Origin of the sequence: Emergencia sp., assembly GCF_048465375.1 — a bacterium.
Taxonomy (GTDB): Bacteria; Bacillota; Clostridia; order Peptostreptococcales; family Anaerovoracaceae; genus Senimuribacter.
The window spans coordinates 307,586-322,412 of sequence record NZ_DBFWLQ010000002.1; the positions used below are offsets into that span (position 1 = coordinate 307,586).

Sequence of the window (14,827 nt, forward strand, 5' to 3'; positions counted from 1 at the left end):
CGGTCAGGAAGAATGATGAAGTTACAACCTAGAATTTTAGAATTGTTGAATAAGAGAGGGATTCGGACGGAAGAGGAAATGAGGGAATTTCTGTCTGAGAAACCTCAGAAAACATACGATCCATTCCTGCTTCTCAATATGGAAGCAGGAGTGGATTTCATATTGTCTTCGATAGAAGATAATGAGCGAATCTGCATATACGGCGACTATGATGCCGACGGAATCACCTCCACCTCTGTTTTGATGGAGGTTTTGTCCAAGCTGACAAAGAATTTGACTTATTATATTCCCTCCAGATTTGAAGAGGGTTATGGCCTGAACTGTGAAGCTCTGAAAAAAATCAAAGAGAATGGCGTAGACTTGGTCATCACTGTGGACTGCGGCAGCGTTTCCTGTGCAGAAGTGGAATACGCTAAAGAAATCGGGCTGAAGATTCTGGTCACAGATCATCACACGATTACGGACAAGCAGGCTGACTGTCTGATCATCAATCCCATGCAGCCAGGCTGTCCCTATCCTTTTAAACATCTGGCCGGCGTCGGCGTCGCTTTCAAACTGGCACAGGCATTGGCGGCGGAAACAGGCTTGCCAAAGAGTGCAGTGAATCGGACGCTGGATTTGGTCGGTATCGGCACCATCGGTGACATCGTTCCCCTGGTGGACGAGAACAGAACCTTGGCCAAATACGGTATCAGAGCAATCAACGTCAGTCAAAGACTGGGACTGGTCAAGCTGATAGAAGGGGTCAGCCTCGACAAGGGGGCTATAAGCTCTGAAAACATATCATATATCATCGTACCGCACTTAAACGCGTCGGGCAGAATGGAAAATGCCAGAATTGCCGCCAGACTGATGATGGGCAATGACGAAGAGAAGGTGAGCCAGGGTGTAAACAAGCTGATTGCGTGTAATACAGAACGGAAAAAAATACAGAGCGATACCTTCGAAATCTGTAAGGCTTTAGTAGAAGAAAAATATAAGGATGATGATTTTCTGGTGCTGGATTTGGAAGATGCGCACGAAGGCATTACCGGTATTGTGGCGGGGAAAATCAAAGAGACTTATCACAGACCTGCTGTGATTGTAACGCCTACAGGGGATGATTGTCTTAAAGGAACGGGCCGCAGTATCGAGGGGGTCAACATTTACGAGTTGTTAAAGGAAAACGACGATCTATTTGAGCGGTTTGGAGGCCATGCGGCAGCCTGCGGCTTTACGATGAAACGAGAGAATCTTCCAGCCCTCCGGGCGAACCTGAATCAGGCCATGAAGCGCCTGTGCGGAGAGAATCCGAATTTGTTCAAACAGAAGCTGACAGCGGATATGATTCTCAGTGCGGCGGATGTCAACCTGGAATTGATCGAAGAAATGAAGCTGCTGGAGCCTTTTGGCTGCGAGAACCCGCAGCCGCTTGTGCAGGTCAGTTTAGTGCCCGATGCCCTGCGGAGAATGGGTGCCAGCGGTCAGTATACGAAGTTTAACGGTCGTTTGGACGACGGCCGTGAATTGCAATGTGTCATATTCAAAGATGCCAGTGAATATGATGAAATATTGCAGAAGAATCAAAAAATCAATATCATAGGCACCCTCAGCAGTCAGTCATGGAACGGAAAAGAATACATGCAGATGACTGTTTTAGGGGCAGAAGAATAAGGTGGCATGATGATTAAAATGAAAAAGCGGAGATTTGTCCTTCTCATCGTGGGCGTAGTGATTGCTACGCTCTTATTCGGTTTTGTAGGACTGAATCTCTTTGCCAATGCCAAGGACATCATCTGGGTGGAGCGGCCCAAATATGAAACCCTCAACGAGATTGGCAATAAGTACGCAAAACTCTACTCCCTGCAGAAGACGATTGACGAGAAAAGTCTCTGGGATACAGACGAAGAAACACAAATGGACGCCATTTATAAAGCTCTTTTAGATTCTTTGGGAGACAAATACTCCAGATATATGAGCCAGGATGAGTACAAAGCATGGTCAAAGTATGTCAATGGCACGTTTACGGGAATCGGTCTGACCTTCACAACAGATAAAAAAGGTAATTATATCATCACAAAGGTGCTCCCTGACAGCCCGGCAGCTGCCGGCGGTCTCAAAGAGGGCGATATGATTCTTAAGGTGGATGGAAAAACCTATACTGATTCGGATGCCATGATGTTGGATATGCGCGGTGATGAGGGTACAAAGGTTGCCATTACTTATGAACGGGCGGGGAAACAGAAGACTGTGAACCTGATTCGAGCTGAAGTTTCGGAACAATCGGTCTTTGCAGGTACGATTGATAAGAAGTATGGATACATACAGATTACAGGATTTGAGAAAACCACGGCAGAGCAGTTCAAGGCAGAACTGGCCAACCTGGAGAACAAAAACGTCAAGGGTTTGATTATAGATCTGAGAAATAACCTGGGCGGCTTTATGGACCAGGGCATCGAGATCGCAGATATGCTTTTGCCTGAATGCACGATCACTCATACGGAGGATAAGAACGGCAAAAAGGAATATTATAATTCAGATGAAAATTGCACGAAACTGAAATATGTGGTCCTCGTTAATGAGAATACGGCCAGTGCTTCAGAAATCGTCGCTGCTGCAATCAAGGATAATGAGGGCGGCAAACTGGTGGGAACGACCACCTACGGAAAAGGTATCATACAGAGTACCGTCGCTTTTAAAGACGGCACGGCGATGAGTTTGACTATCATGCAGTATCTGTCGCCGAAAAACAAGAAAATTCACGGTGTAGGCGTCAAACCCGACATTGAAGTAAAGCAGAAAAAGAATGCAAAAAAGGATTTTCAATTGGAAAAGGCCAAGGCGCTATTATCTGATCGGGAATGACTAGTTTCCTCTTTTCTCTTGCGAGAAGCGATTGACTTTAACACGTAAAAGTGCTATACTTGTGTTGCGATAAAGCAGATGAAAGGAGTTTTCGCAAGATGGCATACGATTCGAAATTTAAAAGAGATGATATTGATGAATTTTTTGATGGCGTATTGACCCTGAAGGATCGGGAAGACTGCTACAGGTTCTTTGAAGATATATGTACAATTAACGAGATACATGCCATAGCGCAGAGGCTGCAAGTGGCCAAGCTGCTCTCACAGAAAAAGACGTACAGCGAAATTGAAGAAATTACAAAGGCGTCTACAGCTACGATCAGCAGGATTAACAAATGCCTCGTTTATGGCGCTGATGGATATCAGCGTGTGCTGGAGAGATTGGAAAATCAAAAGAACAAGAAATAGAAGCTAGATTTAGGACGTCCAGAGGCGTCCTTATTTTTTTGCGCAAAGCCATTGGTCGCAGTGGCAGTTGGAGATGATTTGTGATAAAATAAGGAGAATGAAGAGAGGTGAGGGAGAGTGAATAGTATCTATCTATATGAGGGACCTTTCGAAAAGGGTGATAAGGGATTCCCCATGATTAAAGAGGCTGCGAAAAGGCATGCAATGGAAAACAATTTGAACTTTGACTTTGACCAGGCGCAGATTGTCAGAGAAGAGAAGGGGAAACCTTACTTTGCAGACATCCCGCTGGAATTTTCTTTGACTCATAGCGGGCAGCTGTGGATGTGTTTGTTCAGCGGCAAGCCTGTTGGACTGGATTTACAGCAGGTGAAGTCCCTGGAGTATGAGAAAATCGCTGATAGGCAGTACACCAAAGAGGAACAGCACTACGTCAGACTTTGGGGCCTGGCAGGCTTTTTTGACGTATGGGTACGCAAAGAGGCCTTCTGCAAATGTACAGGTCAGGGCCTTTTTACGGAAATGCCGTCTATGGCAGATGAAAATCACGACTTGTGTGAAGAAATCATCTGGCAGGGAAAGACGTATTGCTTTACAGAGATTCCTATGGCGGACGACTTGAAATGCGTCGTCTGCAGCGGAGAAAAAATGGATATAGAAACGAGGATATTATGATGAAGTTTACATTTTTATCAGAAAATAAGACGGACAACCCGGGCTGTGATGCAGAGCATGGACTGTCCATTTACATCGAAACAGAAGAAATGACCATCCTCTTTGATACGGGTGCATCCAATCTCTTTGAGAGAAACGCGAAGAGAAAACATATCGATTTGACAAAGGCAGCGGCGTTGGTCATCAGTCACGGCCATTACGACCATACCGAAGGTGTACCGCGGTTTTGCGAGATCAATAAGGCGGCTCCCGTCTATATTCACAAAGATGCGTTTGGCGAATGTTACGGCATGGAGGGGGACAAAATAGACAAGAAACCTTGCAGTCTCCTGTGGAGCCAGGCGGATCGGGAACGGATAGAGCACAGGCTCCATCTTACAGACGGACCGCTGTGGCTGACAGACAATATTGTCATCTCAGGAACCATCCCCGACGTACCGGGAAATGAGCCTACAGAAAAGTTCTTTGAAAAGAAAGGGGATGGGCAGATGGTGCCTGATCCGATGAATCACGAGCAGTTCCTGGCAATTCGAAATGGGGAGAAGGGCATCTATCTCTTTTCTGGCTGCAGCCACAAAGGCATCATCCCAGTTTTGCAATACAGCAAACAGTTGTTTCCAGGCGAGAAGATTGCTGGAATCATCGCTGGCATGCACCTGTTTTCGGCGACAGAAGAAATGCGAAAGAACGTGGTGGAGAAGGTCGTTGCAGAACAACCTGACATGGTGATGCCAGTGCACTGTACGGGTATCGAGGCGATCTGTATGCTGAAATCGCAGTTAGGCGATAAATGTATCGTTGCGACGGCAGGAAACTCTTATGAATATTAACGATGCAGCGCTTAGGTACCTTTCGTCCCGCAGCCGCACCGTCTTCGAAATGAAGAAACAATTAGGACAGAAAGGTTTCACCGATGAAGAAATCGGCGCGCTGATCGCAGACTTCAGGGAATGCGGGTATCTGGATGACCTGCGTTACTGCCAGGAGTATTTTCACTATGCTTTCGGCAAAGGGAAGGGAAAGCGTCTGGTGTTCAACGAGCTGAGGGAAAAAGGCATCGATCAGGCAGATATCGACATCGCCTTTGAAGAATACGACCTGGAAATGGACGAAGTCAGCCGCGCCAGAGAAGAGGCGGCAAAGGTTCTGCGCATGGCAGAGATTGAAGACGGCCAGCCCGTGCCGGAAAAAATCATCGGCCGCATTGCCAGAAAGCTGCAGTCTAAGGGCTACAGCAGTGATACCATTTACAATATTATTGGAGACATGAGAAGATGAGCATGACAGAAAGAACGGCTTTATTAATTGGCGAAGAGGGCGTTGCACGGCTGGCAGAAACCAAGGTCCTGGTCTTTGGCGTGGGCGGCGTCGGTGGGTTCGTCTGCGAAGCATTGGCGAGAGCAGGAATTGGTCAGATTGACATCGTGGATAACGATACCGTTTCCGAGAGTAACCTCAATCGGCAGATTATCGCTACCCGGGATACCATAGGGCAGGCGAAGACGGAACTGATGAAGAAACGTATAACTGCAATTAACCCATCCTGCGGGGTCAGGGCATTTCAGTGCTTTTATCTGCCAGGAGAGGAAGCAGTAACGAACCAGTTCCACTTTGATCGTTACGACTATGTGGTGGACGCTATTGATACAGTTGCTGCCAAAATTGATATTATCGTCAAGTGCAGAGAAGCAGGCACGGCTGTGATCTCCTCCATGGGAACAGGCAACAAGCTGGATCCGGGCAGGTTTGAAATTGCAGACATCAGCAAAACCAGTGTCTGTCCTCTGGCAAAGGTGGTGCGCAGAGAGCTGCGCCAGCGAAATATCAAAGGGGTAAAAGTGTTGTTCTCTAAAGAGGAGCCTATCAAAACTGGCAGCCGGACACCTGGCAGCATCAGTTTTGTGCCTTCTGTAGCAGGTCTTCTTATCGCAGGGGAAGTGGTGCGGGATATCCTGGAATGCACACCAAATGATTTGTAAAATTTAACACAACCAACATATTCGTATAGTATACTAGTCATGTTTTAATGCTGCAATGGCGTGCAATTATTACATGACTTTTTTATTGAAAGGGAGGAAAAATGAGAAAATATTTTGCGGAATTTATTGGAACTGCAGTTCTGGTCTTCTTTGGATGCGGAAGTGCGGTTGCGTCTGGTGCACTGTTCAGTGCCATGGGCATGGGACTTCCGGTAGCGTTTACCACGCTATCAGTCGCATTTGCTTTTGGCCTTGCAGTGATGGCAGTGTACTACATGATGGGGGGCATTTCCGGATGTCATATCAACCCTGCAGTATCCCTGGGAATGCTGATCACAAGGCGAATGTCGGTGAAAGATTTCCTGGGTTATATCATCTGCCAATTTGCTGGAGGCATCGCAGGAGCAGCGCTGCTTTCTGTGGTTATCGGAGGACGGACGTCCCTGGGTGCCAACGGATATGATTCAGCCAGCACCTTTGGCATCAGCATGTGGATGGCAATTTTGATTGAAGTGATTCTGACCTTTGTTTTTGTCTCAGTATTTTTGAGTGCGACAGAAAAAGAGGAAAATCGTTCGATTGCCGGCCTGGTGATCGGACTGACCATGACCATGACTTATATCTTCGGCGTTCCGTTTACCGGCGCTTCTGTAAATCCAGCCAGATCTCTTGGACCAGCACTTTTACAGGGCAGCGATGCACTGACACAGGTGTGGGTTTTCATCGCAGCACCTCTCGTCGGAGCAGTAATCGCAGCGGCTTGCTATCTGCTTCTGAGAATGGAGCCTAAGGAATCAGCGCAGGCAGTGGCTATTGACGTTGAGGCTGCAGATGAGTTTATGGACGAATTTGACGAGGCAGCTGATCTGGAGCAGCAGGAAGATCTGGAACCTGCCCAGCCTGAGACAGCAGACCACGGCGACGACGACCGCCCCGACGAGTACAAGTAAAAGGTACTTGAACTTTCTTCCTAATTTTGCGTAACTGGCAGGGAATCAGAGGCGATTGCACGGATAGATGACAGCAGCAGCTTGTCTTTGCCGAACGTTTATCATCACAGCATCATATTATATATGCGAAGAAATAAACTAGGAGGGATGATATGAGTCAAAACTATCCATTTGTAAATCCGCCGCTGCCTTATGATTACGATGCCTTGGAGCCTTATATTGATACAGGTACGATGATTTTGCATCACGACGCTCATTTACAGACTTATGTGGATAATCTTAATAAGCTGCTCCGTGATTATCCGCAGTTTCAGAAGATGACGCTGACTGGACTGATTCAAAATGTCGATACGATGCCTTACGAGATTGCGGAAGGTGTAAAGAATAATGCTGGCGGGGTTTATAACCACATCATGTATTTTAATCAGCTAACGCCGCCGGAGGGTTACAAAGAGATGGAAGGCGAGCTGGCGGAGAAGACAAAACAGCGATTCGGCAGTGCAGATGCGCTGAGAGCTGAATTGAAAAAAGCCGCTTTATCGGTTTTCGGATCTGGAAACGCCTGGCTTGTCACAGACCGCAACAACACGCTGCAGGTCGTGACCACAAAAAATCAGGATAATCCATTTGCCAGTGGGCTGCGGCCTCTGCTCATCATAGATGTTTGGGAACACGCTTATTACCTAAAACACTATAACAAGAGAGCAGAATACATAGACGACTTCTTCCGCGTTGTTGACTGGGAGAAAGTCGGGGAAAGACTGTCGTAAGAGAAAGCTTTTGTACGGCCGGGCGAGAATTCGCCCAGTTGTGCAGAGGCTTTTTTGTTTAATAGGAAATATCGATTTCCTATTAAACAAAAAAGGGGTGTGCAGAGGGGAATCCCCTCGCCGCCCTCAGGAGGGTGCTCAGCTTGCGTAGCAAGCGCCGAAGGGAACCTAGGGTTCCCTAGCGGAGTGGCGCAGCCACTTTTTTTGTTTCATCTGTGGGTAAAGAAAATATCGCAAAATCCGACATTTTGTTACAGATATCGTACTTACAGCCTCTTTGTTTTGGTGTAGAATAAAAAGAAAAAAAGGAGTTCGTTTATGGAAAAAAGTGCGATGCCTATTACAAATCCAAGACTGCCTGAAAAGCGGTATCAAATATTTATCAGTTCAACTTACAGCGATTTATTGGAAGAACGCAGAGCCGTCATGGATGCGATATTAGATTTAAAGTGTTTTCCCTCGGGGATGGAAATGTTTCCAGCTGTAGACATGGAGCAGTTTGAGTATATCAAACAAATCATCGACGAGAGTGATTATTACGTCCTCGTCCTGGCAGGAAGATATGGTTCCACAGCACCTGACGGAATCAGCTATACAGAAAAAGAGTATGACTATGCCAAATCGAGGAACATTCCCGTTACAGCCCTCGTCTATCGAGATATCGAACAACTGCCTCAGGGTAAATGTGAAAAGAAGGAGGACAAGCAAAGAAAGCTGCTGGCTTTTCGCAGCAAAGTGATGGAAGGAAGGCTCTGTACTTTTTGGGATTCTCCTGATAACTTGAAGTACGAACTTTCCCGCAGTCTGAAGGCTGCCTTTGAACAGTATCCGCGAAGAGGCTGGGTGCGCAATATAGAGCGCTGCTCTGTAGAAATGGACGGGAATCTGGAAAAATAGCAGATTCATCCATCTTTTCAGTGACCTCTGCATATTTGTCAAGAGTCGTGACAATCGTTGAATACCCGAGCATGAATTATATCTCTTTGATGGCTACACTGCCTTCCACAAGGATTGCAGCATAGGTATGACGGAGAGGGTGACGACAAAATTCGACAGTATATGATTGAATACGATTAAAAGCAGCAGAATATAACGTCGAATATTTCCCCAATACTAACTATTTTGTTTAAACGTCTCGCCATAAACAATTTTTTTTGATATAATTATACCTATCTATAATCGCAGGATAAATCCTGCGAAAAGGGAGAACAACATGGCAAAAATAGCAAAAGTAAAAGAGTTATCGCTTGAACAAATAATGTGGAACTGCCGTAACGCCCTACGTGGTACTGTTGGTGGTAACGAGAAAAATCGTGATACGGTTATGGGCCTGGTCTTTTTAAAATTTGCAGGCGATAAATTTCAGAAACGGCGAGAGGAAATTAAGGCAGAATTTGGTGATATTCCAGCATTTCTTGAGAAGGACTCCTTCTACCGTAGTGCCAACGTCTTTTATATAAATGAAACAGCACGGTGGTCATATATTGTTCAACATGCCAGTGCAGACGACATTGCAGTCATCATTGATAAAGCGATGGCTGACCTTGAGGATAGAAACCCCCCATTAAAAGGTGCTCTTCCACAGAATTTTTATGCCACTTTAGGTGTTCGTAAAGAGCAAATCAAGGGGCTGATTGATGAGATAAATAAAATCGATGAGAACAGATTTCATGAAAAAGACCTTATCGGTCGTGTATATGAATATTTTCTACAGGTTTTTGCTATCGACTCTGGAACGGGTACGGAGAAGGGAGAATTCTACACCCCGGCAAGTATCGTTGAATTGATCGCAGAGTTGATTGAGCCGTATTCTGGCGTGGTGTATGACCCATGCTGCGGTTCTGGTGGTATGTTCGTACAAAGCATTAAATTTGTGGAACGTCATCATGGAAATAGAATGAAAGTTTCAGTTATAGGTCAGGAATCCGATCCGACCACATGGCGTCTCGCAAAAATGAACCTTGCCATTCGCGGCATTGCCCACAACCTTGGTGAAAAAAATGGCTCGTCCTTTACTGAAGATCAGCATAGAGATACGAAAGTTGATTTCATTATGGCAAATCCACCGTTTAATCTAAAGTTGAATTCACAGGGCGTGACACAGGATACTCTAACCGGAGATCCACGGTGGGATGGTTATGCAACTCCACCAGTGTCAAACGCCAACTACGCATGGATTCTCCATATGCTCTCAAAGCTGGATATGACGAACGGCATTGCCGGTTTTCTCCTTGCCAACGGAGCTTTGAATGCGACCGGCGTTGAAGGTGAGATTCGTCAAAAACTTATAGAAAATCGAAAAATAGAAGCTATCATCGTTCTGCCACGTGAAATGTTCTATTCCACAGATATTTCTGTTACTCTCTGGGTCATGAATAACAACAAGGGGAAAAGAACCCTTAATGGGCGCCAGCTCCGCGACCGCCGCGACGAAGTCTTATTTATCGACCTGCGTCGCTGGAACATGACTGTATATGAAAAAAAGTATGTAATGTTCTCCGAAGAGCAGATAGCTGCGGTAAAGAAAATATATAACGACTGGCAGAGTGTGGAATCCACCTACCATGATATACCGGAACTTTGTAAATCGGCAACAATTGAGGAAATTAAAGCGAAGGGTTATTCCCTTGTCCCCAGCAAATACATTGAGTTTATCGATCATGACTTGGAGATTGACTATGCCAAGGAAATGGCTCGTATACAAGACGAAATGCGCCTGCTGATGGAATCTGAAAAACTTTCACAATCTATGCTGGAAGACGCATTCAGGGGGATTGGCTATGAGCTCTAAACGGGAGAGTTTATTTCAAGAAACTCAAAGATTAAGACTTGGCGATTATATACAAAGATCAACAGTCAATAACCGCGATTTAAAGTATGGAGTTGAATATATAGTAGGCGTATCTAATGACGGAAAGTTTACCGCTCCGAAAGGCAATCCCACTAATGTTGACCTTAAGCCATATAAAATTGTAAGCAATGGAGCCTTTGTGTACAATCCTTCCAGACTTGATTTAGGTTCTATTGCGTACCGCACAGATGGATTGTGCATTGTTTCTCACTTGTATGTTGTGTTTTATTTGAATGAGCAGGGGCGAAGAAGAATTATTCCTGAGTATTTGTTTATGTATCTACGTCGTAAGGAATTCTATAGAGAAGTTTCTTTTAGGAATTTTGGAAGCCAACGACCTGAATTCAATTTTCATGATATAAGTGAGATTCTTATACCTTTGCCGGATATATCTATTCAACAGAAATATGTGAGCGTGTATAATGCAATGCTTGCAAATCAGCGTGTATATAAAAGCGGGCTGGAAGATTTAAAGCTGACATGTGATGCATATATTGATAAACTGCGGCATGAGCTGCCACATGAAGCAATCGGCAACTATATTACTCAAATTGATGCCCGCAATACAATTGGACTTCAGGTTGATGCTGTTCGAGGTCTGGCCGTATCTAAAGGCATAATTCCTACAAAAGCGAAAATGAAGGGAGTGAGCCTAACCAACTATAAAGTTGTACCTTCCGGAGCTATCGCCTATGTATCAGACACTTCGCGACGAGGAGACAAGATGTCTCTTGGCTATAATAATACAGATGAACCTTTTCTTGTATCCTCTATTTCAACAGTGTTTTCAACAGACAAAGACGTGCTTTTGCCTGAATATTTAATGTTGTTTTTCTGCCGCTCTGAATTTGACCGTTATTCTCGGTTCCATTCATGGGGGAGCGCCCGTGAAACATTTAACTGGTCAGACATGTGCGATGTGAAAATCCCAGTCCCCGACATTAAAATCCAGCAGTATATCGTCAATATATACACAGTTTATCAGTTGCGTCGTGAAATTAATGAACAATTGAAAGCGCAGATAAAGGATATTTGCCCCATTTTGATAAAGGGTTCCATTGAAGAAGCAACCAATGCCTGAAAGGAGGAAATCGCGTGGACTATATTTTTGAAAAGGGAAAGTTTACAGAGGCGGAGCTTGAAAGTGCCATCATCGCGCTTTTCGAGGCGCAGGGATATACCTATGTCCACGGCGACAGAATTCACCGCCAGTTTGATGAAATTATTCTGGAAGATGATTTGCGTTCTTTTATAGCGTCGCGGTATGCCAATGAAGCTTTGACTGAAAATGAAATACAAAAAATAGTCAATCGGCTGAAACTCATTCCTGCAACGCCGCTTTATCATGGCAACCGAGAGACTTTTTGGCTGATTAATGAAGGTTTTGATCTCCAACGTGATGATCCAAGTAAATTGGCGTTGCATATTCACTACATTGATTATCAGACACCTAAAAACAATTCATTTAAGGTGATAAACCAGTATTCCGTGCAAGGCGAGCGGCTGCGCCGCCCCGATGTCCTACTATTTATTAATGGTATTCCCATTGCGATCTGTGAGTTTAAGACGGCCATTGAAGAGGACAAGACTACTTACGATGCATGGAAGCAGATTACCATTCGGTACTGTCGTGACATTCCAAAGTTGATGAAATATTGTTTTCTCTCGGTTGTCAGCGATGGAGCCAACACAAAAATGGGCAGCATTTTTACCCCTTATGAATACTATTACGCATGGAATAAAGCGAATGATACCGATATGGTTTCCAACGGCATCAGTTCCCTACTTACAATGATTGAAGGCGCTTTTGCCATAGATCGTGTTATTGCGCTTCTACGTGATTTCGTATTTTACCCGGACGATAGCAAAAAGAGTGAAGCGATAGTAACGCGGTATCCGCAGTTTTTTGCTGCTGAAAAGATGTTAGCCAACATCAAACAACACTTGCGCCCTATTGGTGATGGTAAGGGCGGTACATACTTCGGCGCTACTGGATGTGGTAAGACATATACAATGCTTTTCTTGTCACGCTTACTCGTCCTCCGTGACAGCGAAACATTTAATAACCCCACTATAATCATAATTGCTGACCGTGAGGATTTAGACACGCAGACGTCGGAGCTTTTTGTCACGGCAAAACGCTATTTGCACGAGTCGGATGTGTGTAGCATCGAAACTCGCAATGACCTTGGTGTTACCCTTGCCAATAAGCCAAGCGGTGGTGTGTATATTACCACCATTCAAAAGTTTTGTGAGAAAACGGGTTTGCTCTCTGAACGTAGTAATATCATTTGCATTTCAGATGAAGCACATAGAACACAAACCAGCACTGGCGCAAAACTGAAGAAAACGGAAAAAGGCGTTTTTACCTCATATGGTTTTGCAAAATACCTGCGTGACAGTTTTCCCAATGCCACCTACTGCGGCTTTACAGGAACGCCGATTGATGAAACCATAGCTGTTTTCGGCGATGTTGTCGACAGCTATACGATGAAGGAATCCAGCGATGACGGCATTACTGTCCGCATCGCCTATGAACCACGTTTGGCTCGCGTAATCCTCTCTGATGAGCAGGCAAAAGAAATACAGAAATACTACGATAAGTGTACTGAAGAAGGCGCAAATCTGGAACAGGTAGAAGAAAGCAAACGTGCCATGAGTGAGATGCGTCGTATTCTCGGACATCCAGATCGAATTAAGCGATTGGCTGTGGATGTGGTAGAACACTATGAAGCCCTCTGTGCCCAAAAGCCGGAAATTGTCCAGAAAGCAATGGTTGTTTGCGCGGACAGACAGCTTGCTTATCTACTACTTCAAGAAATACTCACCATCCGCTCTGATTGGGGAATTCCTCACAAGGCGGAGAACGAAGATGTACTTACTGATGAGCAGCTTGACAAGCTCATCCCGTTACCCAAAATAAACCTCGTCGCCACGCAGGGTGCCAATGATGAAAAGCCGCTGCATGATCTCTGTGGGACAAAAGAATATCGAAAAAAACTCGACAAGCAGTTTAAAAATAATCGTTCCAATTTCAAAGTTGCCATCGTCGTGGATATGTGGATTACGGGCTTTGATGTGCCGTCGTTAGCGGTTATGTACATTGATAAACCCCTGCAAAAACATACACTAATACAGACGATTTCCCGCGTTAACCGCGTTTTTGATGGCAAGGACAAGGGCCTTGTTGTCGACTACATTGGCATCAAACAGGATATGCTCGAAGCAGTAAAAAAGTATGGCAGCCCGCAGGAAAGCCCGATTGATGAGTTGAATATCTCACTTGCCATCTTCCGCAACCATCTAGCACTTATTGACGAGTTGATAATCGGCTTTAATGCCACTAAATTTTACAACGGAGAGCCTCTGGAACGACTTCTCTGTCTTAATATGGCAGCAGAATATGTGCAGACTGGCAAAGATATGGAAACACGTTTTATGAATCTTTCCCGAAAGATGAAAGCAGCCTATGAAATTTGTTTTCCATCCGGTGAGTTAACCGATGCAGAAACTTCTAAAGCACAATTTTATCTTGCTATCCGTTCTATCATCTATAAGCAAACGAAGGGTGATGCTCCCGACGCAGAGGTAATGAACCGAGTTGTGGAGGAAATGGTGCAGCAGGCGATCACCTGCACTGGTATAGAAAACATCGTGAACACTGACAAATCGGTGGACCTTTTTGGCGACGACTTTATGAAGCAACTTGACACAATAAAAATGCCTATTACCAAATTTAATGCACTACTAAAATTGCTCCGCAAAGCTATATCAGGCTACGGCAAGACAAATAAAGTCAAGGCACTTGAATTTGATGCACGGCTACGGAAAGTAATTGATACCTATAATAGCCGTGATAAGCTAGTCTTCACCAGCGAAGTTGTCGAGGATTTCGTCAATGGACTGTCCGATGAGCTAATAAAAATTTTCACTGATTTGCAGAAAGACAAGACTTCTTTTGAAAAGCTTGGAATCACCTATGAGGAGAAGGCGTTTTATGACATTCTTGTGAAAGTACGTGATGCCCACGGCTTTCCCTATGCCGACGAAAAATGCCTTGTTCTCGCCAAAAAAATTAAAGAACTCGTAGATGATAAGGCACAGTTTGCCGACTGGTCTACCCGCGATGATATTAAGAACCAACTTAATATGGATTTGACTGTTCTACTTTATAAAAATGGATACCCGCCAGAATGGGACGAAGAGGTCTTTGATAAGGTTCTTGAGCAGGCTGAAAATTTCAAGAAATGGTCTGCCTAAAAATTACTGAAGTGCATTTAATGTTAATTAAGTGAATAGGCAAAAGGACTTTGGATAAATACACGTCCAAAGTCCTTTTGCAATAAATTAT

General features: G+C 44.8%; 13 protein-coding genes. All 13 read left to right on the plus strand.

Features of this window, described 5'->3' with window-relative positions:
- The first annotated feature begins 12 nt into the window (after positions 1-12).
- Positions 13-1,653, plus strand: coding sequence for a single-stranded-DNA-specific exonuclease RecJ (recJ, locus tag ACMQ5W_RS01920; protein WP_419022930.1), 1,641 nt, complete (start codon positions 13-15; stop codon positions 1,651-1,653).
- 9 nt (positions 1,654-1,662) lie between these two features.
- The gene (locus tag ACMQ5W_RS01925) at positions 1,663-2,844 is read left to right on the plus strand and encodes a S41 family peptidase (protein ID WP_419022932.1); all 1,182 of its coding nucleotides are present in this window, start codon (positions 1,663-1,665) and stop codon (positions 2,842-2,844) included.
- A 98-nt stretch (positions 2,845-2,942) separates the two neighbouring features.
- Positions 2,943-3,251 carry a YerC/YecD family TrpR-related protein gene (locus ACMQ5W_RS01930; RefSeq protein WP_148494120.1) on the plus strand — a complete coding sequence of 103 codons (309 nt, stop codon included), beginning with the start codon at positions 2,943-2,945 and terminating at the stop codon, positions 3,249-3,251.
- Between the two features lie 117 nt (positions 3,252-3,368).
- A complete protein-coding gene (locus tag ACMQ5W_RS01935; RefSeq protein ID WP_419022934.1) occupies positions 3,369-3,926 on the plus strand; it encodes a 4'-phosphopantetheinyl transferase family protein in 558 nt (185 codons plus the stop codon).
- A complete protein-coding gene (locus ACMQ5W_RS01940) occupies positions 3,923-4,756 on the plus strand; it encodes an MBL fold metallo-hydrolase (RefSeq protein ID WP_419022936.1) in 834 nt (277 codons plus the stop codon). Before ACMQ5W_RS01935 ends, ACMQ5W_RS01940 begins: the two co-directional genes overlap by 4 nt.
- The gene (locus ACMQ5W_RS01945; protein ID WP_419022938.1) at positions 4,746-5,204 is read left to right on the plus strand and encodes a regulatory protein RecX; all 459 of its coding nucleotides are present in this window, start codon (positions 4,746-4,748) and stop codon (positions 5,202-5,204) included. Before ACMQ5W_RS01940 ends, ACMQ5W_RS01945 begins: the two co-directional genes overlap by 11 nt.
- Positions 5,201-5,905 (plus strand): ThiF family adenylyltransferase, encoded by a 705-nt coding sequence (locus ACMQ5W_RS01950; protein ID WP_419022940.1) that lies wholly within the window; start codon positions 5,201-5,203, stop codon positions 5,903-5,905. The genes ACMQ5W_RS01945 and ACMQ5W_RS01950 overlap by 4 nt, the downstream gene beginning before the upstream one ends.
- Before the next feature lie 101 nt (positions 5,906-6,006).
- Positions 6,007-6,855 carry an MIP/aquaporin family protein gene (locus ACMQ5W_RS01955; RefSeq protein WP_419022942.1) on the plus strand — a complete coding sequence of 283 codons (849 nt, stop codon included), beginning with the start codon at positions 6,007-6,009 and terminating at the stop codon, positions 6,853-6,855.
- A 152-nt stretch (positions 6,856-7,007) separates the two neighbouring features.
- A complete protein-coding gene (locus ACMQ5W_RS01960; RefSeq protein WP_148494129.1) occupies positions 7,008-7,625 on the plus strand; it encodes a superoxide dismutase in 618 nt (205 codons plus the stop codon).
- A 318-nt stretch (positions 7,626-7,943) separates the two neighbouring features.
- On the plus strand, positions 7,944-8,522 hold the full coding sequence (locus tag ACMQ5W_RS01965) for a DUF4062 domain-containing protein (RefSeq protein ID WP_148494131.1): 579 nt from the start codon (positions 7,944-7,946) through the stop codon (positions 8,520-8,522).
- A gap of 316 nt (positions 8,523-8,838) precedes the next feature.
- On the plus strand, positions 8,839-10,416 hold the full coding sequence (locus ACMQ5W_RS01970; protein ID WP_419022944.1) for an N-6 DNA methylase: 1,578 nt from the start codon (positions 8,839-8,841) through the stop codon (positions 10,414-10,416).
- Positions 10,406-11,557: a restriction endonuclease subunit S gene (locus ACMQ5W_RS01975; RefSeq protein WP_419022946.1), complete on the plus strand. Its 1,152-nt coding sequence runs from the start codon at positions 10,406-10,408 to the stop codon at positions 11,555-11,557. The genes ACMQ5W_RS01970 and ACMQ5W_RS01975 overlap by 11 nt, the downstream gene beginning before the upstream one ends.
- A gap of 14 nt (positions 11,558-11,571) precedes the next feature.
- On the plus strand, positions 11,572-14,736 hold the full coding sequence (locus ACMQ5W_RS01980; protein ID WP_419022948.1) for a type I restriction endonuclease subunit R: 3,165 nt from the start codon (positions 11,572-11,574) through the stop codon (positions 14,734-14,736).
- The last annotated feature ends 91 nt before the right edge of the window (positions 14,737-14,827 follow it).

Coding starts and splice junctions, on each gene's coding strand:
- ACMQ5W_RS01965 (WP_148494131.1), top strand. CDS start 7,944: ATGGAAAAAAGTGCGATGCCTATTACAAATCCAAGACTGCCTGAAAAG.
- ACMQ5W_RS01975 (WP_419022946.1), top strand. CDS start 10,406: ATGAGCTCTAAACGGGAGAGTTTATTTCAAGAAACTCAAAGATTAAGA.
- ACMQ5W_RS01970 (WP_419022944.1), top strand. CDS start 8,839: ATGGCAAAAATAGCAAAAGTAAAAGAGTTATCGCTTGAACAAATAATG.
- recJ (WP_419022930.1), top strand. CDS start 13: ATGATGAAGTTACAACCTAGAATTTTAGAATTGTTGAATAAGAGAGGG.
- ACMQ5W_RS01960 (WP_148494129.1), top strand. CDS start 7,008: ATGAGTCAAAACTATCCATTTGTAAATCCGCCGCTGCCTTATGATTAC.
- ACMQ5W_RS01940 (WP_419022936.1), top strand. CDS start 3,923: ATGATGAAGTTTACATTTTTATCAGAAAATAAGACGGACAACCCGGGC.
- ACMQ5W_RS01925 (WP_419022932.1), top strand. CDS start 1,663: ATGATTAAAATGAAAAAGCGGAGATTTGTCCTTCTCATCGTGGGCGTA.
- ACMQ5W_RS01945 (WP_419022938.1), top strand. CDS start 4,746: ATGAATATTAACGATGCAGCGCTTAGGTACCTTTCGTCCCGCAGCCGC.
- ACMQ5W_RS01955 (WP_419022942.1), top strand. CDS start 6,007: ATGAGAAAATATTTTGCGGAATTTATTGGAACTGCAGTTCTGGTCTTC.
- ACMQ5W_RS01950 (WP_419022940.1), top strand. CDS start 5,201: ATGAGCATGACAGAAAGAACGGCTTTATTAATTGGCGAAGAGGGCGTT.
- ACMQ5W_RS01930 (WP_148494120.1), top strand. CDS start 2,943: ATGGCATACGATTCGAAATTTAAAAGAGATGATATTGATGAATTTTTT.